At 72.1% G+C, this 24739-nt stretch carries 22 protein-coding genes and 1 pseudogene; 15 read left to right on the top strand and 8 right to left on the bottom strand.

Annotated features, from left to right (window positions below):
• Positions 1-9: 9 nt before the first annotated feature.
• Genes EBO35_RS02960 through EBO35_RS02980 form a run of 5 tightly spaced genes read left to right on the top strand, consistent with a single transcriptional unit; the run spans position 10 to position 6342 of the window.
• Positions 10-1062, top strand: coding sequence for a substrate-binding domain-containing protein (locus EBO35_RS02960; protein WP_122816404.1), 1053 nt, complete (start codon positions 10-12; stop codon positions 1060-1062).
• 9 nt (positions 1063-1071) lie between these two features.
• Positions 1072-2250, top strand: coding sequence for a Gfo/Idh/MocA family protein (locus EBO35_RS02965; protein ID WP_241153835.1), 1179 nt, complete (start codon positions 1072-1074; stop codon positions 2248-2250).
• A 22-nt stretch (positions 2251-2272) separates the two neighbouring features.
• Positions 2273-3280 (top strand): sugar phosphate isomerase/epimerase family protein, encoded by a 1008-nt coding sequence (locus EBO35_RS02970; protein ID WP_122816405.1) that lies wholly within the window; start codon positions 2273-2275, stop codon positions 3278-3280.
• Positions 3281-3333: 53 nt separating this feature from the next.
• On the top strand, positions 3334-4308 hold the full coding sequence (locus tag EBO35_RS02975; RefSeq protein ID WP_122816406.1) for a sugar phosphate isomerase/epimerase family protein: 975 nt from the start codon (positions 3334-3336) through the stop codon (positions 4306-4308).
• Positions 4309-4365: 57 nt separating this feature from the next.
• The gene (locus tag EBO35_RS02980; RefSeq protein ID WP_122816407.1) at positions 4366-6342 is read left to right on the top strand and encodes an ATP-dependent DNA helicase; all 1977 of its coding nucleotides are present in this window, start codon (positions 4366-4368) and stop codon (positions 6340-6342) included.
• Between the two features lie 64 nt (positions 6343-6406).
• On the opposite strand, the gene lexA is transcribed toward EBO35_RS02980, so the two are convergent.
• The 4 genes and pseudogenes from lexA to EBO35_RS20345 form a co-directional block, all read right to left on the bottom strand.
• Positions 6407-7129, bottom strand: a complete 723-nt coding sequence (gene lexA, locus EBO35_RS02985; RefSeq protein ID WP_122816408.1) for a transcriptional repressor LexA — start codon at positions 7127-7129, stop codon at positions 6407-6409.
• Positions 7130-7340: 211 nt separating this feature from the next.
• Positions 7341-8249 carry a serine hydrolase gene (locus EBO35_RS02990; RefSeq protein WP_122816409.1) on the bottom strand — a complete coding sequence of 303 codons (909 nt, stop codon included), beginning with the start codon at positions 8247-8249 and terminating at the stop codon, positions 7341-7343.
• On the bottom strand, positions 8246-8950 hold the full coding sequence (locus tag EBO35_RS02995) for a hypothetical protein (protein WP_241153836.1): 705 nt from the start codon (positions 8948-8950) through the stop codon (positions 8246-8248). The genes EBO35_RS02990 and EBO35_RS02995 overlap by 4 nt, the downstream gene beginning before the upstream one ends.
• 15 nt (positions 8951-8965) lie before the next feature.
• Positions 8966-9142, bottom strand: a pseudogene (locus EBO35_RS20345) (helix-turn-helix domain-containing protein); the annotation flags it as partial.
• A 107-nt stretch (positions 9143-9249) separates the two neighbouring features.
• Here EBO35_RS20345 and EBO35_RS03000 point away from each other — a divergent pair.
• Together EBO35_RS03000 and EBO35_RS03005 are read left to right on the top strand one after the other, a co-directional pair.
• The gene (locus EBO35_RS03000; protein ID WP_164477776.1) at positions 9250-11337 is read left to right on the top strand and encodes a transglycosylase domain-containing protein; all 2088 of its coding nucleotides are present in this window, start codon (positions 9250-9252) and stop codon (positions 11335-11337) included.
• 220 nt (positions 11338-11557) lie between these two features.
• Complete coding sequence (locus tag EBO35_RS03005) at positions 11558-11932, top strand: LysM peptidoglycan-binding domain-containing protein (protein ID WP_122816412.1); 375 nt, start codon at positions 11558-11560, stop codon at positions 11930-11932.
• Between the two features lie 114 nt (positions 11933-12046).
• Here EBO35_RS03005 and EBO35_RS03010 read toward each other — a convergent pair whose 3' ends face one another.
• Complete coding sequence (locus tag EBO35_RS03010; RefSeq protein ID WP_122816413.1) at positions 12047-12415, bottom strand: hypothetical protein; 369 nt, start codon at positions 12413-12415, stop codon at positions 12047-12049.
• A gap of 85 nt (positions 12416-12500) precedes the next feature.
• Here EBO35_RS03010 and EBO35_RS03015 point away from each other — a divergent pair, with 85 nt between their 5' ends.
• The 3 genes from EBO35_RS03015 (at position 12501) to EBO35_RS03025 (ending at position 16782) form a co-directional block, all read left to right on the top strand.
• Positions 12501-12998 (top strand): mismatch-specific DNA-glycosylase, encoded by a 498-nt coding sequence (locus EBO35_RS03015; RefSeq protein WP_122816414.1) that lies wholly within the window; start codon positions 12501-12503, stop codon positions 12996-12998.
• Between the two features lie 251 nt (positions 12999-13249).
• Positions 13250-13723 (top strand): transcriptional regulator NrdR, encoded by a 474-nt coding sequence (gene nrdR / locus EBO35_RS03020; protein WP_122816415.1) that lies wholly within the window; start codon positions 13250-13252, stop codon positions 13721-13723.
• Positions 13724-13875: 152 nt separating this feature from the next.
• Positions 13876-16782, top strand: coding sequence for a vitamin B12-dependent ribonucleotide reductase (locus EBO35_RS03025; RefSeq protein ID WP_122816416.1), 2907 nt, complete (start codon positions 13876-13878; stop codon positions 16780-16782).
• A 120-nt stretch (positions 16783-16902) separates the two neighbouring features.
• Here EBO35_RS03025 and EBO35_RS03030 read toward each other — a convergent pair whose 3' ends face one another.
• Positions 16903-17835 carry a hypothetical protein gene (locus tag EBO35_RS03030; RefSeq protein ID WP_122816417.1) on the bottom strand — a complete coding sequence of 311 codons (933 nt, stop codon included), beginning with the start codon at positions 17833-17835 and terminating at the stop codon, positions 16903-16905.
• A 153-nt stretch (positions 17836-17988) separates the two neighbouring features.
• On the opposite strand from EBO35_RS03030, the gene EBO35_RS03035 reads away from it, so the two are divergent.
• Genes EBO35_RS03035 through EBO35_RS03045 form a run of 3 tightly spaced genes read left to right on the top strand, consistent with a single transcriptional unit; the run spans position 17989 to position 21424 of the window.
• Positions 17989-19182, top strand: coding sequence for a cysteine desulfurase-like protein (locus EBO35_RS03035; RefSeq protein WP_122816418.1), 1194 nt, complete (start codon positions 17989-17991; stop codon positions 19180-19182).
• Positions 19183-19231: 49 nt separating this feature from the next.
• Entirely contained in the window at positions 19232-19921 is a 690-nt protein-coding gene (locus EBO35_RS03040; RefSeq protein WP_122816419.1) for a hypothetical protein, read from the top strand.
• A 60-nt stretch (positions 19922-19981) separates the two neighbouring features.
• Entirely contained in the window at positions 19982-21424 is a 1443-nt protein-coding gene (locus EBO35_RS03045; RefSeq protein WP_122816420.1) for an amino acid permease, read from the top strand.
• 12 nt (positions 21425-21436) lie between these two features.
• Here the strand turns inward: EBO35_RS03045 and EBO35_RS19330 are convergent, their stop codons facing one another.
• Together EBO35_RS19330 and EBO35_RS03050 are read right to left on the bottom strand one after the other, a co-directional pair.
• The gene (locus EBO35_RS19330) at positions 21437-21580 is read right to left on the bottom strand and encodes a hypothetical protein (protein WP_164477777.1); all 144 of its coding nucleotides are present in this window, start codon (positions 21578-21580) and stop codon (positions 21437-21439) included.
• 9 nt (positions 21581-21589) lie between these two features.
• A complete protein-coding gene (locus EBO35_RS03050; RefSeq protein WP_241153837.1) occupies positions 21590-22081 on the bottom strand; it encodes a DUF4396 domain-containing protein in 492 nt (163 codons plus the stop codon).
• Positions 22082-22225: 144 nt separating this feature from the next.
• On the opposite strand from EBO35_RS03050, the gene EBO35_RS03055 reads away from it, so the two are divergent.
• Both EBO35_RS03055 and EBO35_RS03060 read left to right on the top strand, forming a co-directional pair.
• Positions 22226-23485 (top strand): T3SS (YopN, CesT) and YbjN peptide-binding chaperone 1, encoded by a 1260-nt coding sequence (locus tag EBO35_RS03055; RefSeq protein WP_122816421.1) that lies wholly within the window; start codon positions 22226-22228, stop codon positions 23483-23485.
• Between the two features lie 93 nt (positions 23486-23578).
• On the top strand, positions 23579-24652 hold the full coding sequence (locus tag EBO35_RS03060; protein WP_122816422.1) for an alkene reductase: 1074 nt from the start codon (positions 23579-23581) through the stop codon (positions 24650-24652).
• Positions 24653-24739: the final 87 nt, after the last annotated feature.

The raw sequence follows: 24739 nt of genomic DNA on the forward strand, positions 1-24739 counted from the left end.
AGCACCCAGATGTCCCTGAGTCGAACCACCACGAAGATCGCCGCCGGCCTGGCCGCCGGCACCACCGTCCTGGCCCTCGCGGCCTGCACCAGCAACGACTCGGGTGACGACGAGGACCTCGGCGGCGGCACGTCCGAGGCCGAGCAGGGGTCCAACGACGAGGAGGGCGACACGGTGGTCATCGGCTTCTCCGCCCCCGCGGCCGACCACGGCTGGATGGGCTCGATCACCGAGTCCACCCGCAACGTCGCGGACCAGTACGGGGACGTCGACCTGCGGGTCGCGGAGGGCACCAACGACGTCAACCTCCAGATCAGCCAGGTGGAGACCTTCATCAACGAGGGTGTCGACGCGATCGTGCTGCTGCCCTTCGACGGTGCGGCGATGACCCCGGTCGCGCTGCGGGCCATGGAGGCCGGGATCCCGGTGGTCAACGTCGACCGCGAGTTCGACGACCCGAACGCTGCCCGGGTGACAGTGCTCGGCGACAACTACGGCATGGGTGTCTCGGCCGGCACCTACATCTGCGAGCAGCTCGGCGACGACCCGGACGCGGTGGTGGCCGAGATCGCCGGCATCGACTCGCTGCCGCTCACCCAGGACCGCAGCCAGGGCTTCGAGGACTCGCTGTCCGAGTGCGGGCTGAAGGTGAGCAACCGGGTCGCGGCGGACTTCACCGTCGAGGGCGGCGAGGAGGCCGCGGCCAACCTGCTCCAGGCGGCGCCGCGCATCGACGCGCTGTGGAACCACGACGACGACCAGGGCGTCGGCGTGCTCGCCGCGATCGAGAACGCCGGGCGCGACGAGCTCTTCATGGTCGGCGGCGCCGGGTCGGCGAACGCGATGCGGGCGATCCAGGACGGCGACAGCGTCCTGCAGGCCACTGTCATCTACCCCTCCACCCAGGGCGCCGACGGGGTCAAGCTGGCCCGGCTGCTGGTCCAGCAGAAGGCGCTCGGGGACCTCGTCGAGGTCGAGGTGCCGCGCACCATCCAGCTCTACGCGCCGGTGGTCACCTCCGAGAACGTGGACCAGTTCATCGACACGGCCTTCGAGTCCTGAGGGGCGACGTTGACCTCCCAGCATCCCCCGCTGGCGGTGGCGATGATCGGCCACGCCTTCATGGGCGCCGCCCACAGCCAGGCGTGGCGCAGCGCGCCGCGGTTCTTCGACCTGCCGCTGGACCCGGTGATGGCGCTGGTCTGCGGCCGGGACGCCGGCCGGGCCGCCGACGCCGCGACCCGGCTCGGCTGGGCGGCCAGCGAGTCCGACTGGCGCCGCGCCGTGACCCGCGAGGACATCGACCTCGTGGACATCTGCACGCCCGGTGACTCCCACGCCGAGATCGCGGTGGCGGCGCTGGAGGCCGGCAAGCACGTGCTGTGCGAGAAGCCGTTGGCCAACACCGTGGCCGAGGCGGAGGAGATGGCGGCGGCCGCCGAGCGCGCGGCCGCGCACGGCGTACGCACGATGGTGGGGTTCACCTATCGCCGGGTGCCGGCAGTCGCCCTGGCCCGGCAGCTGGTCGCGGCGGGGCGGATCGGGGAGCTGCGGCACGTGCGTGCGCAGTACCTCCAGGACTGGATCGCCGACCCCGAGGCGCCGCTGACCTGGCGGCTGGACAAGGAGCGGGCCGGCTCGGGGGCGCTCGGCGACATCGGGGCGCACGTGATCGACCTGGCCCAGCACATCGCGGGCGACCGCATCCTCGAGGTCTCCGGCCAGCTCGACACCTTCGTCAAGGAGCGGCCGCTGCTCGCGGCCGGCGGGGTGGGGCTGTCCGGGACGGCGGCGGCCGAGCGGGGCCCGGTCACCGTGGACGACGCGGCCGCGTTCGTCGCCCGGTTCGCCGGTGGCGCCCTCGGGGTCTTCGAGGCGACCAGGTTCGCCACCGGCCGGAAGAACGCCATCCGGGTCGAGCTCAACGGGTCCCGCGGCAGCCTTGCCTTCGACTTCGAGGACATGAACGTGCTCACGTTCTACGACGCCGAGGAGCCCGCCGAGACCGCCGGCTTCCGGCGGATCCTGGTCACCGAGGCCGCGCACCCCTACGTGGCGGCCTGGTGGCCGCCCGGCCACGGCCTGGGCTACGAGCACGCCTTCACCCACCAGGTCGTCGACCTGGTCCGGGCCCTCGGGGCGGGCGTCGACCCCGACCCGACGTTCGCCGACGGCCTCCAGGTCCAGCGCGTGCTCGCCGCCGTGGAGACCAGCTCCGACACCCGGCGCTGGCAGGAGATCCCGGCCTAGCGCCGGGCAGGAAGGAACCACGATGCCCCGCCCGATCACGCTGTTCACCGGCCAGTGGGCCGACCTGCCCTTCGACGAGGTGGCCCGGCTCGCCTCCGAGTGGGGGTACGACGGCCTGGAGATCGCCTGCTGGGGCGACCACCTCGACCCGTGGCTCGCCGCCGAGGACGACGGCTACGTGCGCGCGAAGCTCGACGTCCTGGAGAAGTACGGCCTGCGGGTCTTCGCGATCTCCAACCACCTCAAGGGCCAGGCGGTCTGCGACGACCCGATCGACGCCCGCCACCAGGCGATGCTGCCGGCCCGGATCTGGGGCGACGGCGACGCCGAGGGGGTGCGCCAGCGGGCGGCGGAGGAGATGCGGATGACGGCGCGGGCCGCGCAGCGGCTCGGGGTGGACACGGTCGTGGGGTTCACCGGCTCCTCGATCTGGAAGTACGTCGCGATGTTCCCGCCGGCGACCGAGGAGATGGTGGCCGCCGGGTACCGCGACTTCGCCGACCGGTGGCACCCGATCCTCGACGTCTTCGACGAGTGCGGCGTCCGGTTCGCCCACGAGGTGCACCCTTCGGAGATCGCCTACGACTACTGGACCACCCACGCGGCGATGGAGGCGATCGGGCACCGCCCGGCGTTCGGGCTGAACTGGGACCCCAGCCACTTCGTCTGGCAGGACCTGGACCCGGTCGGCTTCCTGTGGGACTTCCGGGACCGGATCTACCACGTCGACTGCAAGGACGCGAAGCGCCAGACCGGCAACGGCCGCAACGGGCGGCTGGGCTCGCACCTGCCGTGGGCCGATCCGCGCCGGGGCTGGGACTTCGTCTCCACCGGCCACGGCGACGTGCCCTGGGAGCAGTGCTTCCGGATGCTGAACACGATCGGCTACGCCGGCCCGATCTCCGTGGAGTGGGAGGACGCCGGCATGGACCGGCTGGTCGGCGCCCCCGAGGCGCTCGCGCTGGTGCGCCGCCTCGCCTTCGACGCCCCCGCGGCGGCCTTCGACGCGGCGTTCGCCACCGACGACTGACCCACCGCCCGGGCCGCCCGGCCCGGGGGACCACTGCGGGAAGGACGAGGATCATGTGCTTCGGTCACGACGGCGAGGGCGCGCTGCGCCGGTCACTGGAGGAGAAGGGCGCGAGCCGGCGGACGCTGTTCCGCGGGGCGGCGCTGGGAGCGGCGGGCGTGGCAGCGGTCGGGTCGGGGCTGGTGCAGCCGGCCGCCGCCGGCGACCGGCACCCCGGACCGGACCGGCACGGCCAGCACGGGCGGCGCCGCGGCGTACCCCACGACCGGGTCAGCATCCAGCTCTACACGCTGCGCGCCGCCCTCGGCGGGGACCCGGGCTTCGACGTGGTGCTGGAGCGGCTCGCCCAGTACGGCTACGAGCGGGTGGAGCTGGCCGGCTACTACGGCCGCACGGCCGCCGCGCTGCGGGACTTCCTCGACGGGCTCGGGATCCGGGCGACGTCGAGCCACGACGGCATCAGCGCGGACCGCACCGCGCTGCGGACCAAGCTGGAGAACGCCGTGACGCTCGGGCAGCGCTACGTCGTCGTGCCCTACCTCGCGTCGAGCAGCCTGGCCGACTGGCAGCGCTGGGCCGACCAGATGAACGCGGAGGCGCAGCTGGCCAGGCGGTACGGCCTGCGCTACGGCTACCACAACCACGCCCACGAGTTCACGACCGACCTGGGCGGCGGCGTGACGCCGTGGGAGGTGCTCACCGAGCGGCTCGACCCGCGCCTGGTCCACCTCGAGGTCGACCTGTACTGGGCCTACACCGGCGGCGTCGGGGTGGGGGCGGCGGACCCGGACCGGTTCGCGATCGACGTGGTCCGGCAGGCCCCGCAGCGGGTGCTCCAGTTCCACGTCAAGGACCGCGACGCCGCGACCGGCGACATGGCCGACCTCGGGACCGGGGTCATCGACTTCCCGCGGATCTTCGGGGCGCACCGGGTCGAGGAGTACATCGTCGAGAACGACACCCCCGACGTCACGCCGCTCACCAGCGCCGCCGTCGGGCACCTCTACCTCGACCACGTGCGCTGGTGATCACTCCCCTGTGAGTCCGGGCGGCCGGCGGGGGGTGGTCACGGTTAGGGTTCTGCGGTGCCTGAGACCCCCCGTGTGACCGAGCTGCTCGCCACCGCGGTCTCCGCGCTGGGCGGCCAGGAGCGGGCCGGCCAGGTCCAGATGGCCCAGGAGGTCGCGGCGGCGATGGCCGACGAGCGGCACCTGCTGGTCCAGGCCGGCACCGGCACCGGCAAGTCCCTGGGCTACCTCGTCCCGAGCCTGCTGCACGGGGAGCGGGTCGTCGTCGCGACGGCCACGCTCGCCCTGCAGCACCAGCTGGTCGAGCGCGACCTGCCCCGGCTCACCGAGGCGCTAGCCGGGCACCGCGGCGTCGACACGTCGTACGCCGTGCTCAAGGGCCGCTCCAACTACGCCTGCCTGCACCGCGTCCGCGAGGGCGTCCCCGACGACCAGGGCGCGCTGGTGCAGATGCCCGAGGGCTCGATGGGCGCGAAGATCCTCGAGCTGCGCGCCTGGGCGGAGAAGGAGGCCGAGGACGCCGGCAGCGGCGAGCGCGACAACGCGCCGCGCCACACCGACCGGGAGTGGCGCCAGGTCAGCGTCAACCACCGCGAGTGCCTCGGCGCGGCCAAGTGCCCCTTCGGCCAGGAGTGCTTCGCCGAGCTGGCCAAGGAGAAGGCGCACCGCTCGCACCTGGTCGTCACCAACCACTCGCTGCTGGCCATCGACGCCATCGAGGGCGTGCCGATGATCCCCGACTACGACGTCGTGGTCATCGACGAGGCCCACGAGCTGACCGCCCGGGTCACCCAGGCCGCCACCGACGAGCTGTGGGCAGCGGAGGTCGAGCGGGCCGCGCGGCGCTCCCAGCGCCACGTCGACGGCAGCGAGGCCGACGACCTCGCCGACGCCGCGGACGCCCTGCGCGCCGCGGTCGCCGAGGGGCGCCCGGGTCGGTTCGAGACCATCCCGGCCGATCTCCACGACGCGCTGGTGCTGGTCCGCGACGCCGCGCGCGCCTGCATCTCGGCGTACCCCAAGGGCGACAAGGACGGCGACCCCGACCCCGGCCGCACCCAGGCCCGCGGCTCCGTGCAGGAGGTCTTCACGACCGCCGAGCGGATGGCGGCCGCCTCCGAGCACGACGTGCTGTGGCTCAACGAGGGCACCGAGCGGATGCCGCCGCGGCTGTGTGTGGCGCCGCTGCAGGTGTGGGGGCAGATGCGCGACAAGCTGCTCACCGAGAAGACAGTCGTGTTCACCTCCGCGACCCTGATGCTCGGCGGCGACTTCAGCTCGGTCGCCACGAGCGTGGGTCTGAAGCCGTCCGAGCGGGTCCTCGACGGCGGCACCCCGAGCGGGGAGGGCCTGCACTGGCGGGGCATCGACGTCGGATCGCCGTTCGACTACGGCCAGCAGGGCATCCTCTACGTCGCCCGGCACCTGCCGCCGCCGGGTCGCGACGGTCTCGGTGCGGCCCAGCTCGACGAGATCGCCGAGCTCATCGACGCCGCCGACGGCCGGACCCTGGGGCTGTTCTCCTCCCGCCGGGCGGCCGAGGCTGCCGCTGAGGCGATCCGCGAGCGGCTGCCGCACCTGACCACGCTCGCGCAGGGCGACGCCCAGCTGCCCGAGCTGGCCCGGCAGTTCGTGGAGGACCCGCACACCTGCCTGTTCGGCACGCTCTCGCTGTGGCAGGGGCTCGACGTCCCCGGCGACACCTGCCAGCTCGTGCTCATCGACCGGATCCCGTTCCCGCGCCCCGACGACCCGCTGATGTCGGCGCGCCAGAAGGCCGCCGACAAGGCCGGCGGCAACGGCTTCATGCAGGTCGCCGCCACTCACGCGGCCCTGCTGATGGCGCAGGGCGCCGGCCGCCTGATCCGCACCACCACCGACCGCGGGGTCGTGGCGGTGCTCGACCCGCGCCTGGCCACCGCCCGGTACGGCGGCTTCCTCAAGGCCAGCCTGCCGACGATGTGGACCACCAGCGACCCGGCGATCGTGCGCCAGGCGCTGCAGCGCCTGAGCGCGACCGCGAAGACGGGCTGAGCCGCACGCACGAGCGCCCCCGCCCGGCCGGAGCCGGAACGGGGGCGCGTTAGGTGCGCGAGGGTCAGAGGCTGCGCAGCACCGCGGTGACCTTGCCGAGGATGGTCGCGTGGGTGCCGTCGATCGGCTGGTACGCCTCGTTGTGGGGGAGCAGCCAGACCTGGCCGTCCTTGCGCTGGAAGGTCTTCACGGTGGCCTCGCCGTCGATCATCGCGGCCACGATCTCGCCGTTCTCGCAGGTGGGCTGCTGGCGGATCACGACGTAGTCGCCGTTGCAGATGGCCGCGTCGACCATCGAGTCGCCGGAGACCTCGAGCAGGAAGAGCTGGCCGTCGCCGACGAGCTGGCGGGGCAGCGGGAAGACGTCCTCGACCCGCTCCTCGGCCAGGATCGGGCCGCCGGCGGCGATCCGGCCCACGACGGGGACGTAGGTGGCCTCCGGCCGGGTGTCGCCGACGCCGGTCTCGTCCACGCCGCTGTCGTCGGCCGAGGACATCGCCCGGCGCGCCGCCATCACCTCGGGGAGGAAGACCTCGAGGGCGCGGGGACGGTTCGGGTCGCGCTTGAGGTAGCCCTTCTCCTCGAGCACCTTCAGCTGGTGGGCCACGCTGGAGGAGCTGGTCAGGCCCACGGCGTTGCCGATCTCGCGCATGCTCGGCGGATAGCCGCGCTTCTCGATGCAGTCCTTGATGTGGGCCAGCACCCGCTGCTGGCGCGGAGTCAGGCCGGTGGCGTCGGCGGGCCCGTCGGGGAGCTCGGCGACCGTGTCGCTCTTCTTCCTGGTCATGTGTGCCTTCCCGCAGTGCGTGCCGCGCCCGGGCCACCCGGGTGCGTGTGCCCACGCTAGCCCCGGAGGGCCGCGGGTTCAAACATCTGTTCGAACCGCGTGTCGCGGCCACCCCCCTGCAGCGCGACCCGGCACGCGACGCGCGTGGCCGGGTCCGAACGGCGAAAGCGTCGCCACCGACCGTCCGACCCAAGCGCCGCCCCCAGGACGGTCAGTGACGAAGATGGTCGCGCAGCCGACGGGCGACCCGAGCCATGGTCGCCTCGGCGACGTGCTGGATCCCCGCGGAGACCCGGGAGGCCGTCAGTGCCGCCACGGCGTAGCGGTCGCCGTCGGCGTGCTCGACCACGCCGATCTCATGGCGGTGGTTGAGCAGCGTCCCGGTCTTCGACGACCAGGTGGTCGCGTCGGAAGCGAAGTCGGGCCAGAGTCGCTGTCGCGCCACGACGTGCTGCCCCATGAGCTCGCGGACTCGCGCGGAGACCTCAGGGACGACGGGGCCCGGCGTGGTCCACAGCACCTCGAGCAGGTCGACGCAGGCACGAGCAGTGCCGGAATTGGCGCGGGCGCTGTCCAGCTGGCGCACGCGGTGGCCGCCGCTCGGCGTTCCGCCGTGCGCTGCCAGCGTCTGCGCGAGCTGCGGTGTCTGCACCAAGGCCTCGGCAGGCGTCTCGGTGAGGTCGGAGAGTCGATGACGCAGGGTCAGGTCCGTGATCCCTAGCCCACGGACGTAGTGCGTCACGTGCGCGGGACTCACCAGGTCGAAGAGTGCATCAGCGGCCACGTTGTCGCTCAGGCACGTGCTGAGGTAGACGACGTCTGCGAGCGCGATGGTGGCCGGAAACCGGAACCGGGTGAGCCCCGCCGGTCCGATCTCGCGACTTCCTCGCCCAGCCAGGCGCAGCTGCCTTCCCTCACTCAGCTCGCCCGAGGCAACCCGGTCGAGCACGGCTGCGGCCAACGGCACCTTGACCAACGACGCGAGCGGCACCACGGCGTCGGGATCGATCCCGATCTCCTCCCCGGAGTCGAGATCGCGCACCAGGAACCAGCCGGTGAGGCCGGCGGCGTCCAATTCGGCCCTGAGATCGCGCAGCAGCCGTACGGTGCCCGAGGTCATGGTCGCCCCCCGGGCTGGCTCCCTAGGCCGACGCCCAGCGCTGCAGCGAGCTGGGTGCCGATCGCAGCGCGCAGTCGGGCGGAGTCGCTGGCCATCGCACAGGTCAAGGCATATCCCCGCGTCAGAGGGGGATGCGCCAGTGGCGACCAGGCCAGGTCAAGGCGCCGCGCTTCGTGCTCGGACAGCACGACCAGATCCGTGGAGGCGAGGACGCTCGCCAGCGCAGCTGCCAATGACGTCGTCACCGAGATCTGAGCGACACCGAGCCCGGCGGACTCCGCAGCCGCGAAGAGGGGGTCGCGCAGGTGGGGCACGTCGTCCTCGGGCAGCAGGTGGACGTGCGCAGCCTCGCTGGCCGGGCTCCGGCCGGAGGGTCGTAGCTGGTCGAGGTGGACGCGACCCGGACGGGGAAGGGCGCCGGCCAGTCCGAGCGTCACCGTCCAGTCGCCGTCCGCGCCCGGGACTGCCGCCACCTGGGCCTCCACGCGCCCGCGGGTCAGCAGATCGGCCCGCACCCGCGGCTCGGCCTCGGTGAGCACCAGCTGCATTCCCGCGTCCCTGCTGGCGAGCTCGACAGCGGCCAGCTCTCGTACGTCGCACCCGGTGGGCACGGCCAGGTGGAGTGACCGCAGGCCAGCCTCCTCGACCTCGAGCAGGAGCGTCTCGGAGGCGCGGACCACCTGCCGAGCGGGTTCGAGCACGCGGTGGCCCGCGAGCGTCAGCGCTGGCGACCGGCCCGACCGGTCGAGGAGAGAGACCCCGAGGTGGCGCTCCAGTGCTGCGATGCGGCGGCTCGCCCCGGGCTGGGACATTCCGACGGCAGCTGCCCCCCGGGTGAAGCTGCCTCGCTCCGCAACGCTCACGAACGCCTCGCAGGCTGCCACCAGGTTCATGGGACCCAGTATGCGCAAACCGCATCGGAATGCACCTGTGAGGCTTGGACAGCATGAGGAGGGGATCGGACTGTGGACCCGTGGACAACGAACACGAGGCAGCGTCCGTGGCGAGCGCGGCGGTTCGCTCCAGCTACGCGAGCCGGCCGGTCCTGAGCTTCGTGGCCGCGTCGGCAACCATCGGGGTGCTCGTCGCTGCGATGGCGCTACCGGTCGCCTGGATCGGGGCCGGGATCGCGCGCGACGTGACGAGCTCAGCAGACGTCGTCCCCGAGGAGATGGAACTGCTGCCGCTTCCGCAGCGCTCGACGGTGCTGGACGCCGACGGCAACGTGCTCGCCCACCTCTTCGAGGAGAACCGGGTCATCGTCCCTCTCGACAAGGTGTCCAGGACCTTCGTCGAGGCACTTCTGGCAGTGGAGGACTCACGCTTCTACGAGCACGGGGGCATCGACCTGCCGGGCACGACGCGCGCCCTGCTCGCCAACGTGGGCTCGGGTTCGATGGTCCAGGGTGGCTCGAGCCTGACCCAACAGCTGGTGAAGCTGACGCTGGTCACGCAGGCTCGCAACGACGCGGAGCGACGCAGCGCGACGGAGCAGTCGGTGACCCGTAAGCTCCGGGAGCTCCGGTTGGCGATCGCGCTGGAGCGGGACCACACCAAGGACTGGATCCTCGAGCGCTACGTCAACACCGCGTACTTCGGGGCAGGCGCCTACGGCATCCAGGCGGCGGCGGAGCGCTACTTCGGCACCGACGCCGCGGATCTCGACCTGCCGCAGTCGGCGCTGCTGGCCGGGCTCGTTCAGAGCCCCTCGGCCTACGACCCCACCGAGAACGCGCGACGGGCTCGCGAGCGGCGGGCGACGGTCCTGCGGCGGATGGCCGGACTGGGGCTGGTCAGTGAGCGCCGGGCACGACGCGTGTCACGCACCGACCTGGGCCTCACCGTGACCCCGGTGCGTAACGGCTGCCTGGCGGGCGAGGCCCCCTTCCTCTGCGACTATGCAGTGCAGTACCTCCTCCAGGATCCTGCGCTCGGGGCCACGCGACAGGCGCGCGAACGCCTGCTCCGTCAGGGCGGGTTGACCATCCGGACGACCTTCGACCGGCGGCACCAGCGCGCCGCCGAGCAGGCTGTGGCCGACCGGACGGACCCCACCGACGCGGCGATCGGCGCGGTCGCCATGATCGTGCCCGGTTCGGGCGACGTGCTCGCCTTGGCCCAGTCTCGACCCATGGGCGGCGACACCGCGAACGGTGAGACCTTCGTCAACCATGGGGTCCCGCCGGAGTACGGAGGCTCCCAGGGCTTCCAGGCCGGATCGACGTTCAAGACCTTCGTCCTGGCCGCGGCCATCGAGCAGGGCATCGGCCTGGACACGACCTACGCGACGCCCAACACGATGTCGTTCGACCAGGCCGACTACGCCAACTGCGCGGGGGCGCCGCCGTATGCCGGCGAGTTCACCGTCGGCAACAACGCGGCCCCCTCCGACGGGTCCGAGAACCTGTACTCCGGTACGCGCCTGTCGATCAACACCTTCTACCTGCGGCTGGCGCAGCAGACCGGTATCTGCGAGCCGTACAACCTGGCCCGTGACCTCGGCGTCCGCCTGACGGCTCCGGAGGGAGCCGACGGCGTGCAGCCCGAGCGCGTCCCGATCTTCCCGCTCGGGGTGGCCGACGTCAGCCCTGTGGAGATGGCCGAGGCCTACGCGACCTTTGCGGCCCGCGGGCTCCATTGCGATGCGCGACCAGTCGCTGAGGTCCGGGGTCCCGGGGATGCCGTGCTCGGCAGCTACGCGCCCCGCTGTGAGCAGGCCGTCGCGCCGACCACTGCCGACGCCGTCAACGACGTGCTGCGCGGCGTCCTGGAGCAGGGCGGGTTCGCCTCGGCCGCCGCCCTGGACAAGCCGGCGGCCGGGAAGACCGGCAACAACGAGGGCCTGTCTGTCTGGTTCGTCGGACACACGCCGGCGCTGGCCACCGCAGCGGTGATCGCCGGGGTCGGCTCCGAGGGCGCTCCCGCGCTGCTCCAGGGCTCCGTCGTGGGCGGCACCGTCATCGGCGTCCCGTCCGCCTCCGCTTACGCGGCACCGTTGTGGGGCGATGCGATGCGCGGGGTTCAGCACCTGCTTCCGGACGAGGACTTCGTCTACCCGGCCACCGTGCCGGGCGCCGGTGCGGAGTGAACCCGCGGTGGCGAGCAAGGCGGTGGCGCCTCGACGAGCCGCGACACGCTCGAACACGTGTTCGCCGAGGTCCTTGCTTTGTTCGAACACCTGCTCTAGCGTCGCACACGTGTTCGATCGAACGTCTGATCGAGCGGCTCATCGGCTGACCTGAACAGGACTGTCGGTGCTCGCCGATAGACATCTGGTCGTCCGGCCACCATCTCCCCAGGAGGCAGTCATGAGCACCATGAGCCACTCGCTCGTCCGTCCGGCCGTCCGGCCCGCTGTCGCGCAGCCCCGCGCCGTTCGCTCCGGCGCCGCCGGCGTCCGGCTGACGCGCCGCGGTCGAGCCGTGGTGCTGCTGGCGGCCGTCGTGGTCATGCTGGCCGTCGTGGTGTTCTGGTCCGCCGGCTCCGTGGCCTCGCCCGAGTCCGGGGCGGCCGAGGCGACCACTGTCGTCACCGTCGGCACCGGTCAGACCCTGTGGGGGATCGCCGCCGACCTCGCGGCCGACGGCGACGTCCGCTCCACGATGCGCGAGATCGAGCGGCTCAACGCGCTCGAGTCCTCGATGCTCGTCGCCGGGCAGCGGCTCCGGGTGCCGCAGGGCTGAGCGCCCATCCAGACGTCGTCGGCCGACTCGACCCCGGCCGGCGATCCGGGGAAGACAGGGGGCGGGGCCATCGGCCCCGCCCCCTGCGCCGTCTCCGCCGGACGATGCAGGGGATCAGCGCGCGGCGCGCCGTCCCCCGGGGGGACGGGGGATCGTGACCGTGGGCGGCTCGTCCGTCGGGGCGGCGGCCGGTGCCGGCTCCGGGGTGCTGGTCACCCCGAGCGCTCGCAGCAGGCGGGCGATCAGCATCAGCCCCGCGAACAGGCAGGCGACGGCGCCAGCCGAGGCGAGCGCGAGGAACCACCAGGACCGGCTGTCCCCGCCGCGCGCGCTGGACCCGAAGTCGACGGCGGCGTACACCAGGTAGCCCCACGCGACGACCAGGAGGGTGACGCCGGCGGCGAGCCCCACCAGGATCGGCGCGGTGGTCGGCGGCCTGCGCCGCGCCCGTCGGGACCCCGCTCGCTTGCCCTTGCTCGCCACGCGCTCATTGTGGCCGATCCGCCAAGGCTGTGCGGGCTGGACCCGCCCATCCGTCCGGGCTTGTCCCGACCGGCAGGCTGTGGACATGGAGGTGCTCCCCGACATCGTCGCCCCGGACCCCGTGATCGTCTTCTGCGGCCTGGCCGGCGCCGAGAGTACGACGCTGCGCGACCACTACTACGCCAGTCCCGGCAACAGCTTCTGGCAGTCGCTGCACCTCTCGGGACTCTCCCCGCGCCAGCTGCGGCCCGAGGAGGAGGGCGAAGTCGTCGGGCTCGGGCTCGGGCTCACCGACCTGGTCGGGCACTGGGACCCGCGCTGGGTGGAGATCGACGAGCTCGTCGCCAAGGTCGAGAAGTGGCGCCCGGAGTGGCTGGCCTTCACCTCCAAGGGCGTCGCCCACGAGGCCGCGCGCGCCCTCGGCGTACGCCGGCCGGGGCTGGGGCCGGCGGACTGGTACCTGGGGGAGTCGCAGGTCTTCGTGCTGCCCGGGACCAGCGGCGCCAACCAGCGCAAGGACTACGACGGACGCCCCAACCGGCTCTCCTGGTGGCGCGATCTGGCAGCCCTCGCGGGGCGTTGACCTGCGCGTTTCCGGCGACACGCCGACCTGGTCTGGTCGTACTTGCGCCCTCGGTGGTGCGCGCGTACGGTTACCCCAACATCTAGTACTTACACACGTGTAGTTATCCACATCTAGTGCACAGCTAGCCGCGGACTACTCACAGGCAAGTGCGTGTTCTACACAGTGTTCTGCACAGCGAAGCCCGCGTTATCCACAGGTCCAGGCACCCCTCGTCGGGTGTTCTCGGCGCGCCCGAGAGGAGGCACCCGATGCACTGTCCGTACTGCCGCAACACCGACACCCGGGTGCTCGACTCCCGGGTCGCCGACGACGGCGGCTCGATCCGCCGGCGGCGTACCTGCTCGGCCTGCGCCAAGCGCTTCACGACCGTGGAGCTGATGCAGCTCAGCGTGCTGAAGCGCTCCGGCGCCACCGAGCCGTTCGCGCGGGAGAAGGCCATCGCCGGCGTCCGCAAGGCCTGCAAGGGCCGACCGGTGAGCGAGGACCAGCTGGCCTGCCTGGGCCAGGACGTCGAGGACACCCTGCGGCTCTCCGGGGCCGCGGAGATCCCGGCCCACGAGGTCGGCCTCGCGATCCTCGGCCCGCTGCGCGCCCTCGACGAGGTCGCCTACCTGCGCTTCGCCAGCGTCTACCGCGCCTTCGAGTCGGTCGACGACTTCGAGTCCGAGATCGCGATGCTCCGGGCCGACCGGATGCCACCCCAGCCCGTCGCCACGGGCTGACCCCAGACCGCCCGGCACGTAGTGGGGAAGCTGCGTGCCGGGCGCACCACCTCTTCCCCCACCGGATGTCGGTGGTCGGCGAGACCATCAGTCGAAGCAGTGAGTACCAAGCCAGCAGTGAAACCAGCAGCAACAGCGACAGAGGAGACGGCATGACCGAGACGGTGAGCGGCACGACCACGGGAGACAGCAGCGCCCGCGGCCGGGGCCTGAAGATCGAGCGGGTCTTCAGCACCGCTGGTGTGCACCCGTACGACGAGATCACCTGGGAGCGCCGCGACGTCGTCCAGACCAACTGGAAGACCGGCGAGGCCGTCTTCGAGCAGCGTGGCGTGGAGTACCCCGACTTCTGGTCGGTGAACGCCTCCACGATCGTCACGACCAAGTACTTCCGCGGCGCCGTCGGCTCCGACGCCCGCGAGTGGAGCCTCAAGCAGCTCATCGACCGGGTCGTGAAGACCTACACCAAGGCCGGCACCGAGCACGGCTACTTCAGCTCCGACGCCGACGCCGAGATCTTCGAGCACGAGCTGACCTGGCTGCTGGCGCACCAGTACTTCTCCTTCAACAGCCCCGTGTGGTTCAACGTCGGGACCCCGTCGCCGCAGCAGGTCTCGGCCTGCTTCATCCTCTCGGTCGACGACTCGATGGACTCGATCCTGAACTGGTACAAGGAGGAGGGCTTCATCTTCAAGGGCGGCTCCGGCGCCGGCCTGAACCTCTCCCGGATCCGCTCCTCCAAGGAGCTGCTCTCCTCGGGCGGCACCGCCTCGGGCCCGGTCTCCTTCATGCGCGGCGCGGACGCCTCCGCCGGCACCATCAAGTCCGGCGGCGCCACCCGGCGCGCGGCGAAGATGGTCGTGCTCGACGTCGACCACCCCGACATCGAGGAGTTCGTGCAGACCAAGGCGCGCGAGGAGGACAAGATCCGCGCGCTGCGTGACGCCGGGTTCGACATGGACCTCGGCGGCGCCGACATCACCTCGGTGCAGTACCAGAACGCCAACAACTCCGTGCGGGTCTCCGACGAGTTCATGCGCGCGGTCGAGGACGGCACCGACTTCGGCCTGCGGGCCCGCAAGACCGGCGAGGTCATCGAGACCGTCGACGCCCGCGACCTGTTCCGCAAGATCGCGACCGCCGCGTGGGAGTGCGCCGACCCGGGCCTGCAGTACGACGACACGATCAACGACTGGCACACCAACCCCGAGACCGGCCGGATCACCGCGTCGAACCCGTGCTCGGAGTACATGTCGCTGGACAACTCCTCGTGCAACCTGGCGTCGCTGAACCTGATGAAGTTCCTCAAGGACGATGACACCTTCGACGGCGAGCTGTTCGCGAAGGCCGTCGAGGTCATCATCACCGCGATGGACATCTCGATCTGCTTCGCGGACTTCCCGACCGAGGCGATCGGCCAGACCACCGTCGACTACCGCCAGCTCGGCATCGGCTACGCCAACCTCGGCGCGCTGCTGATGGCCATGGGCCTGGGCTACGACTCCGAGGGCGGGCGCGCGATGGCCGCCACCATCACCTCGCTGATGACCGGCACCTCCTACAAGCGCTCCGCCGAGCTCGCCGCGATCGTGGGCCCGTACGCCGGCTACGCCCGCAACGCCGACGCCCACAAGCGGGTGATGCGCAAGCACCAGGCCGCCAACGACACCGTGCGCCCGATGCACGTGGCCGACGGCCAGGTCCACAAGCTGGCCACGAAGGCCTGGGCCGACGTGATCAAGCTCGGCGAGACCAACGGCTTCCGCAACGCGCAGGCCTCGGTGCTCGCGCCCACCGGCACCATCGGCTTCATGATGGACTGCGACACCACCGGCATCGAGCCCGACTTCTCGCTGGTGAAGTTCAAGAAGCTCGTCGGCGGCGGCTCGATGCAGATCGTCAACCAGACGGTCCCGCGGGCGCTGCGCAAGCTCGGCTACCAGCCCGAGCAGATCGAGGCGATCGTCGCCCACATCGCCGAGCACGGCCACGTCATCGACGCGCCCAGCCTGAAGACCGAGCACTACGAGGTCTTCGACTGCGCGATGGGCGCCCGGGCGCTCAAGCCGATGGGCCACGTGCGGATGATGGCGGCGGCCCAGCCGTTCCTCTCCGGCGCGATCTCCAAGACCGTCAACCTGCCGGAGACCGCGAGCGTCGAGGAGATCGAGGAGGTCTACCTGCAGTCCTGGAAGCTCGGGCTGAAGGCGACCGCGATCTACCGCGACAACTGCAAGGTCGGCCAGCCGATGTCCTCGGGCAAGGGCGAGAACAAGGGCACCGACTCCAACCGGACCGAGGAGGCCGCCCCGGCCAAGGTCGTGGAGAAGGTCGTCTACGCCCCGACCCGCAAGCGGCTGCCGAAGTCGCGGGTCTCGCGGACCACGTCGTTCACCGTCGGCGGTGCCGAGGGCTACCTGACCTCCGGCGCCCACGACGACGGCTCGCTCGGCGAGGTCTTCCTCAAGCTCGGCAAGCAGGGCTCGACCCTGGCCGGCGTGATGGACGCGTTCTCGATCGCGGTCAGCATCGGCATGCAGTACGGCGTCCCGCTGGAGACGTACGTCTCGAAGTTCACCAACCTGCGCTTCGAGCCGGCCGGCCTCACCGACGACCCGGACGTCCGGATGGCGCAGTCGCTGATGGACTACGTCTGGCGCCGACTGGCCCTGGACTACCTGCCGTTCGAGGCCCGCGAGGCGATGGGGATCTTCTCCGCCGAGGAGCGCCAGCGCTACCTCGAGACCGGCTCCTACGAGCCGGTCGTCGAGACCGGCTCGGCCGCCGAGCTGATCGAGGAGGACCTGACGCTCGACGTGCGCGAGGGCCTGGAGACCTCCGCGGTCGTCGATGTCGAGACCAAGGACACCCACGGCGCCGAGGCCCGCGAGGTCCCGGCCAAGCCGGTGAAGGAGGCGCACACCTCCGCCGAGCTGATGGAGAAGATCACCGGCACCGCTGTCGACTCCCCGCTCTGCTTCACCTGCGGCACCAAGATGCGCCCCGCCGGCTCCTGCTACGTGTGCGAGGGCTGCGGAAGCACCAGCGGCTGCAGCTGATGTCCTAGGCCGTCGGCACGTTGCACGGCCGTGAGGGCCCCGAGATCCCGCAAGGAGTCTCGGGGCCCTCGCTGGTTCTCCGGGTCGAGACTCGACCGAGGACGGTCGGCGGATCGTCGGTCAGCGCCGAGCAGTCGGCTCGACGTGGACGGCGACCGGATAGGCGGGTCGACCGGCCCACACCTGCGCGATCACGTCGCGGTCGATGCTGTGGGCGAAGCGCCGCAGCGGCAGTCCGGCGTCCCGGGCCTGGCGCTCGATCCGGGTGTCCCAGCCGATGACCGCCAGCGGTCGTCCGTCGTGGCCGACGGCCCACGTCTCCACCGCGGGATGCTGGTTGACGAGGTCGGGCTTCCACGGGATCTGCGCCAGGGAACTGATCGAGTCCGTCGGGATCCTGGCGAGGACCCGGCCCCGCCGCCGCACTTCGAGCGATCCGTCGTTGAGGACCGCCCGGGCGGGCAGGAGGTTGGTCACGGACCATCCGGCGGGAGCCGCGGGGACGCTGTCGACGTCGTCTCCGTGGAGGAAGTTCGTCAGCCTGGTGGCGGTCTCGAAGCCGTTTCGGGGCGGACCGCCGGCCGCCGCGTCCGCCCCGACCGGCTGCCAGTGACCGCGGAGCTCGGCGCGCAGCACCTTCTCGACCTCGTCGAGGTCGTCGGCGAGTCCCGGCCGCCTGGCGAACAGGAACCAGCCGGCCAGCATCAGGATCGCTCCCATCAGGAGTGCCGGGATGCCGTCCCGTGGGGTGAGGCAGACGAGCAGGACGCCGCCGCCGATGAGGAGGTAGCCGATGCCGAGCGCCGCCGTCCGCACGGTGACCCGGACCTGATCGCCCTCCGTCAGGGTCGCCGTCCCGATCGTCGCCACCATGGCGCTGCCGAAGAGCACCGACCCGACGTACTCCCGGACGACGAACGTCGAGGTGTTCTTGCGTCGGAACGTGCGGTTCCGACCCAGGGGCCACGGCTTCTCGGCGTCGGTCTTGTTGTCGAACGCCCGAAGTCTGGCGGCCTCGCCGGGCGGGAGGGTGACGAGGTACTCGCGCTTCACGCGACCACCGAGCCGGGAGTCTGCAAGGGCCTCAGTCCTTCTGCTGACCTTCTGCTGGCGGGCGCCTCGGGGAGCTAGGAAGGCCGAGGCGCGCCCAGTGTGCCCGACCTCACCCGGTGTCGGTGCCGTGGCTCACCGGGTGATGATGTCGCCATGACCTTCGACGTCGACCGCATCCGCAAGGACTTCCCGGCCCTCGACGAGGGCGTGGCCTACTTCGACGGCCCCGGTGGCACCCAGGTCCCGCGCCAGGTCGCCGAGGCGGTCGCGGCCACGCTCACCGCCGGCATCTCCAATCGCGGCGCGGTCACCGCCGCCGAGCGCCGCGCCGACGAGGTCGTGCTCGGTGCGCGGCGCGCCGTCGCCGACCTGCTGGGGTGCGACCCGGGCGGCGTGGTGTTCGCGCGGTCGATGACCCAGGCGACGTACGACGTCTCGCGGGCGCTGGCCAAGGACTGGGGGCCGGGGGACGAGGTCGTCGTGACCCGGCTCGACCACGACTCCAACATCCGGCCGTGGGTGCAGGCCGCCGAGCGGGCCGGCGCCACGGTGCGCTGGGTCGGGTTCGACCGGGAGACCGGCGAGCTCGACGACGTGCGCGCGGAGCTGTCCGGGCGCACCCGCCTGGTCGCCGTCACCGGCGCCTCCAACGTGCTCGGCACCCGGCCGGACCTGCCGGCGATCGCCGACGCGGTGCACGACGCGGGAGCCCTGCTCTACGTCGACGGCGTGCACCTGACGCCGCACGCCCCGGTCGACGTCGCGGCGCTGGGGGCGGACTTCTACGCGTGCTCGCCGTACAAGTTCCTCGGGCCGCACCACGGGGTCGTCGTCGCGGCGCCGGAGCGGTGGGAGCGGCTGCGGCCCGACAAGCTGCTGCCCTCGAGCGACGCGGTGCCCGAGCGGTTCGAGCTCGGCACGCTGCCCTACGAGCTGCTGGCCGGCACCACCGCGGCGATCGACTACCTCGCCGGGCTCGCCTCGCAGGCCACCGACCGGCGCACCCGGGTGCTGGAGTCGATGCGGGCCCTCGAGGAGCACGAGGACCGGCTGCTCGGGCGGCTGCTGGCCGGCCTGCGGGCCATCGACGGAATCACGCTGAACAGCGACCCGGTGCGGCGGACGCCGACGGTGTTCTTCTCCCTGGCCGGCCGGGAGAACCGCGAGGTCCAGGAGCACCTGGCCGCCGCCGGCGTGAACGCCCCGGCCAGCGGCTTCTACGCGATCGAGGCCTCCCGGTGGCTCGGGCTGGGCGACGCCGGAGCGGTGCGGGCCGGCCTGGCGCCGTACACCAACGTCGAGGACGTGGACCGGCTCGTCGCCGGGGTGGCCGAGCTGGCCAGCTGACTGTGGACGAGCCGGCCCGGTTGTCGGTCGACCGTGCCAGCCTCAAACCATGACGCAGGAGAACGTCAAGATCCGGGTGCGGTTCGTCGAGCTCGCCGACATGCCCGCGGGTGAGACGATGTGGGCTCTGCCGATGGGCGGTCACGAGGGCAGCGGGACCTTCGAGTTGCGCAACACATCGTTCTACGTGCCGCTCGCTGTGCGCGACGTGGTCCGTACCGAGTTGGACGGTCATGGCATCCCGCAGGTGACCGGCATCCTGTGCCCTGGCCCGTTCGTCATGTCCTGGGCGGCGTGCAGCCCCGGTCAGGACGCCGCGGCCATCGGTGACCGATGGCTGAACGAGGGCGCCAACTGGTCCGAGGGTGCGCACGGGATGCTCTCGACGGTCTGGAACGAAGGCGTCAGCCCGGAGCAGGTCCGCGGGGTGCTGAACGAGGACCTGCGCCGCGGTCGTCTGAGCCTAGTGCGCGTCATCCCTCCGCACGAGCGCGTCGGCAGTGCGCAGGACCGGATCGACTTCCGGCTCGACCGGGAGCCCAGGCCCAGCGTGACGACGTCCTACTGGGCCGCCGCCGACCCGTTCTGGCGAGCGCACGGTCTCGACCACCCGGACTTCCTCGCCTACGTCCAGGCGCTGGCGGGGGAGGACCAGGTGATCGCCACGGCTCTGGAGGCCGGCGATTACGAGGCCGTGCGTGCGGCGCTCGCCTTCCTCAACGACGGTCCGCTCTGGTAGGCGGAAGGGCGGCCGGGGGCGGCCCAGGCATGAGCGGCCCGCAACGGGGAACGTCTAGACATGGCCGAGCACGACTCCTCGTCCACCCGTCCGGTGCCACCGCAGACGGGGATCTTCCGACGAAAGCCGGTGCAGGCGCCGCCCGCCGAGGGTGGGCTGGAGCGCAGCATCGGGCTGTGGCAGCTCACCGCGATCGGGCTCGGCGCGATCATCGGGGCGGGGATCTTCGCGCTCGCCGGCACCGTCGCCAAGGAGGACGCCGGCCCGGCGGTGACCGTCTCGTTCCTCATCGCCGGCGTCGCGAGCGCCTGCGCCGCGCTGTCGTACGCCGAGTTCGGCGGCCTGATCCCGGCGGCCGGGTCGGCCTACACCTACGGGTACGCGGTGCTCGGCGAGGCGGTGGGCTGGTTCATCGGCTGGGACCTGCTGCTGGAGTACACGGCGATCGTCGCGGTGGTGGCGATCGGAGTCTCGCAGTACATCTCGTTCCTCGCCGAGTCGGTCGGGCTCGACCTGCCCGCGTGGATGCTCGGCGCGCCGGGCACGGGCGAGGGGCACCGCGTCGACCTGTTCGCGGTGCTGCTGTGCCTGGGCGTCGCGTGGCTGCTGAACCGCGGCATCAGGACCAGCACCCGGGTCGAGACCTGGCTGGTGGGCGTGAAGCTGCTGATCGTGCTGGCCGTCATCGTGGTCGGCGCCTTCTACATCGACGCCGACAACCTGACGCCGTACTTCCCGAACGGGCTGGGGGGTGCCGCCACCGGCGCCGCCATCGTCTTCTTCGCGGTTTTCGGGTACGACGCGATGAGCACCGCCGCGGAGGAGTCCAAGGACGCCGAGCGCAACCTGCCGAAGGCGGTGATCTTGTCGCTGGCCGTCGCGATGGTGCTCTACCTGCTGGCCGCCACCGTCCTCACCGGCATGGTGAACTACTCCGACCTCACCGGCGAGGCGGCGTTCAGTGAGGCCTTCAGCGCCGTCGGGCTCGGCGGCTTCTCCGAGATCGTGGCGATCGGCGCGATCGTCGGCATCATCACCGTGCTGTTCTCCTTCACCCTCGCCGCGTCGCGGGTCTGGTACGCGATCAGCCGCGACGGGCTGCTGCCCGGCTGGTTCGCTCGGACCAACGCCCACCACTCCCCGAGCCGGCCCACCTGGATCGTCGGCATCGTCGCGGCCGGCATCGCGGGGTTCGCCCAGATCGGGGAGGCCGCCGAGCTGACCAACATCGGCATCCTGCTCGCCTTCGTGGTCGTCTCTGCGGCGGTGATCGTGCTGCGCTACCGCTCCCCGGAGCTGCCGCGGACGTTCCGGGTCCCGCTGATGCCGCTCACCCCGCTGCTCGGGATCGCGTTCTCGCTGTGGCTGATCACCAAGCTCGACCCGGCCACGTGGCTGCGGTTCGGGGCCTGGTTCGTCCTGGGCGCGATCATCTACGGCGCCTACGGCTATCGGCACAGCAAGCTCGGCCGCGGCGAGGCGGTGCAGACGCCCGGCGGCTGAGCGCCCCGGCGGTCAGCGGGTCGCGTGGTAGCCCGCGCCGTGGGTGCCCTCGTCGGGGTCCGGGCCGTCGTCGTTCTCGAGCTCGGCGGCGATGGAGACCGTCAGGCCCCCGAACAGGAAGCCGATGATGGCGCCGGCCAGGGTCGTGGTGCTCATCGTGGCTCCTCAGTGGGTGTGCTGCGCGGAGTACTGGTGGGTCAGGGCGTGGCCCTTGCCGCGACCGATGAGGTACCGGTTGACGGGGAACGCCGCGACGAACGCGACCGCGAGGGCGATCATCATGCCGATCCAGAAGATCGGGTTGACCAGGCCGCTGTCCATCGCGCCGGGGATGAGCGCCATGACCAGGTTGTCGACCAGCTCCATCGTGGCGATCGAGATCGTGTCGGCGGCGAAGACCAGGCTCAGGGCGGCGGTGAACGACGCGCCGGCCCGCAGCAGCGGCAGGGTCGAGAGGGCGTAGCCGAACAGGAACGCCAGCCCGACGGCCAGCGCGATCGTCGCACCGGTGGCCAGGCCGAGGGCGGTGCCGATCATCAGGCCGAGGATCTCGCCGATCGCACAGCCGGTCAGGCAGTGCAGTGTCGCGTTCGCGGCCATCGCGTTCACGCCGCCGCCGTGGCCCGGCTGGTGGTCGTGCAGCTGGTGCTGGTCCATCGGTCCTCCTCGAGTCGACAGGTACCCCTAGGGGGTATCTGGGCAAAGTGCGGTGGGCGGCCGGTTATTCCCGCTCGCCCAGGTCAGCCGGGAACTGTCGGTGCTCGCCCCTAGCGTCGGGTCCCCACACCCGAGGAGGGCGCGATGACCACGGACGGACCCGAGCTGGACGATCAGGTGGAGGCCGCCTGGGCCGAGTTCCGGGAGGAGCTGGCCGACCGGCTGGTGCTCCTGGGCGAGGACGAGGTGCTGCCGCTCGAGGTGCAGGTCGCGGCGTACGACGACGAGCTCGACGGCGCGGCGCCCTACCTCCAGGTGCTCCGCTGGGGCGCGCTGCTGCGGGCCGAGGCGGTCAGCAACGTCTATCTCGACGAGCAGTACGCCCTCGACGACCGGGCGGTCGACCGGCTCCTCCAGATCGGGTGGCGGGCGCCGTGCCTGGACGAGAACGGTGTCCCGGTCCCGGGAGAGGCGAACTTCCATGTGGACGTCGAGCTGCGCCAGGCCGAGGAGGTGGCGGTGCTCGTGGTGCGGACGCTGCGCGAGGTCTACGGCTGCCAGCACCCGGCGTTCGTCTACGGCTGGGGGAGCGGTGACGACACCGAACTGGCGCCGCCCGCCCCGGACGACGAGCCGCTGGCGGTGCACGCCGAGGACCACGCGCACCTCCGGCGCCTGGTCGACGACGCCATGCGGGTGGCGCTCGGCGACGCGTTCCGCCACGACCCGGACGGCGACATCCCGGTCCCGGCCGGTCTGTCGATGCTCTTCGTCCGCGTCGTCGACGACCGGCCGGCTGTCGACGTCTTCGCCCACGTCGTCTGTGACGCCCAGGACGTCGACCGGCTGCCGCTCGAGGCCGCCCTGCTCAACCGGGACGCCGAGTTCGGACGCTTCCAGGTCGAGGGCGACTCGATCGTGCTGGCCGCCCGGATCTGTGCGGTGCCCTTCGCGCCGGAGCAGCTGCGGGTCGTCGTCGCGGTCCTCCAGGACCAGGTCCAGGCGGTCGCCCGGGACCTCACGGTGCGGGTCCGGGGTCGCCAGTTCCTGGAGCCGGCCCGACCGGCCGAGCCGGCCCCGGCCCCGGAGCACCGCCGGGTCCGGATGCTGCTCGAGCTCCTCCACGACGGGCCGGTGCCGACCCGCAGCATCGCCGAGGCCTTCGACCGGGACCGGCTGGCGCTGATCGCCGCGATCGTCGCCGTGCGCACCGGCCGCGTCGACCTGGACGGCCACCGCGAGGACGTCGTCCTGACCTCCCTGCGCCGCGCCCTGCGGCTGGTCGTCGACGGCCGGTCCGAGCTCGGGTCCCACCGCCCCGGGCCCGTGGCCTCGCAGCAGGCCTCGCTGCTCTCCGCCGACGAGCTCGGCGAGGGCGCGCTCGACCTCGGGTGGTCGGCCTGAGCCCGGGCCGGCAGGACCGGTGAGGCGAGGAACACCCCGCAGGACCGGCGTTCCGCGGAACAGCCGTGTCGCCGCCCGCTGTTGGACACCGACATGGACCTCTTCACCCCCGTGACCCTCGGCGACCTCGAACTGGCGAACCGGGTGGCGATGGCCCCGCTGACCCGGATGCGCGCCGGCGCGAGCGGCGTCCCCAACGACCTCCTCGTCGAGCACTACGCCCAGCGCGCGAGCCTCGGCCTGATCGTCACCGAGGGGACCTACCCCCGCTACGAGTCCCAGGCCTTCGTGGGCCAGCCCGGCATGGTGACCGAGGAGCAGCAGGCCGGCTGGGCGCGGGTCGCCGAGGCCGTCCACGCGCGCGGCGGCAAGATCGTGATGCAGGTGATGCACGGCGGCCGCGTGACCCACCCGGACGTGAACGGCGGGCGCCGCGTCGAGGCACCGAGCGCCATCGCGATCCAGGGCGAGAGCCACACCGAGAAAGGCATGCAGCCCTACCCGGTGCCGCACGCGCTCACCGGCGCGGAGGCCCAGGAGATCAAGGCCGACTTCGTCGCCGCCTCCCGGCGGGCGATCGCCGCGGGCCTGGACGGCGTCGAGGTGCACGGCGCCAACGGCTACCTGCTCCACGAGTTCCTCTCCCCGGCGTCCAACCAGCGCACCGACGAGTACGGCGGCTCGCCCGAGGCCCGCGCCCGCTTCGTCGTCGAGGTCGTGACAGCCGTCGTCGAGGCGGTCGGCGCCGGCCGGGTCGGCCTGCGGATCTCACCGGAGAACAACATCCAGGACGCCCTGGAGACCGACCGCGCCGACGTGCTCGCGACGTACGGCGCGCTGCTCGACCAGCTGCGTCCGCTCGGCCTCGCGTACCTCTCCGTGCTGCACGCCGACCCCGCCGGCGACCTGGTGCAGGAGCTGCGCCGGCGCTTCGCAGGTCCGCTGATGGCCAACAGCGGCTTCGGACGGGTGACCACCCGCGCGGAGGCCGTGCAGCTGGTCGAGGACGCCCACGCCGATCTGGTGGCGGTCGGCCGCGCCGCGCTCGCCAACCCGGACCTGGTCGAGCGGTGGCGGGGCGAGCACCCCGAGAACGAGCCGGACCAGGCGACGTTCTACGGCCCCGGTGCGGTCGGCTACACCGACTACCCGTTCCGCTCCGCCTGACGCGACGCGGCGGGCCTCGCCCCGCCTGATCGGCAGCGCCCGGAAAGACCGCGTCAACCCGCGTCAAGACCGCGTCAAGTTCGCCGG

This window comes from Nocardioides pantholopis, assembly GCF_003710085.1.
Classification (GTDB): domain Bacteria; phylum Actinomycetota; class Actinomycetes; order Propionibacteriales; family Nocardioidaceae; genus Nocardioides; species Nocardioides pantholopis.

What these genes read in the sequence shown, in the direction of transcription:
- EBO35_RS03015 (WP_122816414.1), top strand. Translation starts at nt 12,501, where the DNA reads ATGGAGGTGCTCCCCGACATCGTCGCCCCGGACCCCGTGATCGTCTTC.
- EBO35_RS19330 (WP_164477777.1), bottom strand. Translation starts at nt 21,580, where the DNA reads ATGAGCACCACGACCCTGGCCGGCGCCATCATCGGCTTCCTGTTCGGG.
- EBO35_RS02975 (WP_122816406.1), top strand. Translation starts at nt 3,334, where the DNA reads ATGTGCTTCGGTCACGACGGCGAGGGCGCGCTGCGCCGGTCACTGGAG.
- EBO35_RS02990 (WP_122816409.1), bottom strand. Translation starts at nt 8,249, where the DNA reads ATGACCTCGGGCACCGTACGGCTGCTGCGCGATCTCAGGGCCGAATTG.
- lexA (WP_122816408.1), bottom strand. Translation starts at nt 7,129, where the DNA reads ATGACCAGGAAGAAGAGCGACACGGTCGCCGAGCTCCCCGACGGGCCC.
- EBO35_RS02960 (WP_122816404.1), top strand. Translation starts at nt 10, where the DNA reads ATGTCCCTGAGTCGAACCACCACGAAGATCGCCGCCGGCCTGGCCGCC.
- EBO35_RS03025 (WP_122816416.1), top strand. Translation starts at nt 13,876, where the DNA reads ATGACCGAGACGGTGAGCGGCACGACCACGGGAGACAGCAGCGCCCGC.
- EBO35_RS03060 (WP_122816422.1), top strand. Translation starts at nt 23,579, where the DNA reads ATGGACCTCTTCACCCCCGTGACCCTCGGCGACCTCGAACTGGCGAAC.
- EBO35_RS03045 (WP_122816420.1), top strand. Translation starts at nt 19,982, where the DNA reads ATGGCCGAGCACGACTCCTCGTCCACCCGTCCGGTGCCACCGCAGACG.
- EBO35_RS03050 (WP_241153837.1), bottom strand. Translation starts at nt 22,081, where the DNA reads ATGGACCAGCACCAGCTGCACGACCACCAGCCGGGCCACGGCGGCGGC.
- EBO35_RS03040 (WP_122816419.1), top strand. Translation starts at nt 19,232, where the DNA reads ATGACGCAGGAGAACGTCAAGATCCGGGTGCGGTTCGTCGAGCTCGCC.
- nrdR (WP_122816415.1), top strand. Translation starts at nt 13,250, where the DNA reads ATGCACTGTCCGTACTGCCGCAACACCGACACCCGGGTGCTCGACTCC.
- EBO35_RS02970 (WP_122816405.1), top strand. Translation starts at nt 2,273, where the DNA reads ATGCCCCGCCCGATCACGCTGTTCACCGGCCAGTGGGCCGACCTGCCC.
- EBO35_RS03055 (WP_122816421.1), top strand. Translation starts at nt 22,226, where the DNA reads ATGACCACGGACGGACCCGAGCTGGACGATCAGGTGGAGGCCGCCTGG.
- EBO35_RS03035 (WP_122816418.1), top strand. Translation starts at nt 17,989, where the DNA reads ATGACCTTCGACGTCGACCGCATCCGCAAGGACTTCCCGGCCCTCGAC.
- EBO35_RS03005 (WP_122816412.1), top strand. Translation starts at nt 11,558, where the DNA reads ATGAGCACCATGAGCCACTCGCTCGTCCGTCCGGCCGTCCGGCCCGCT.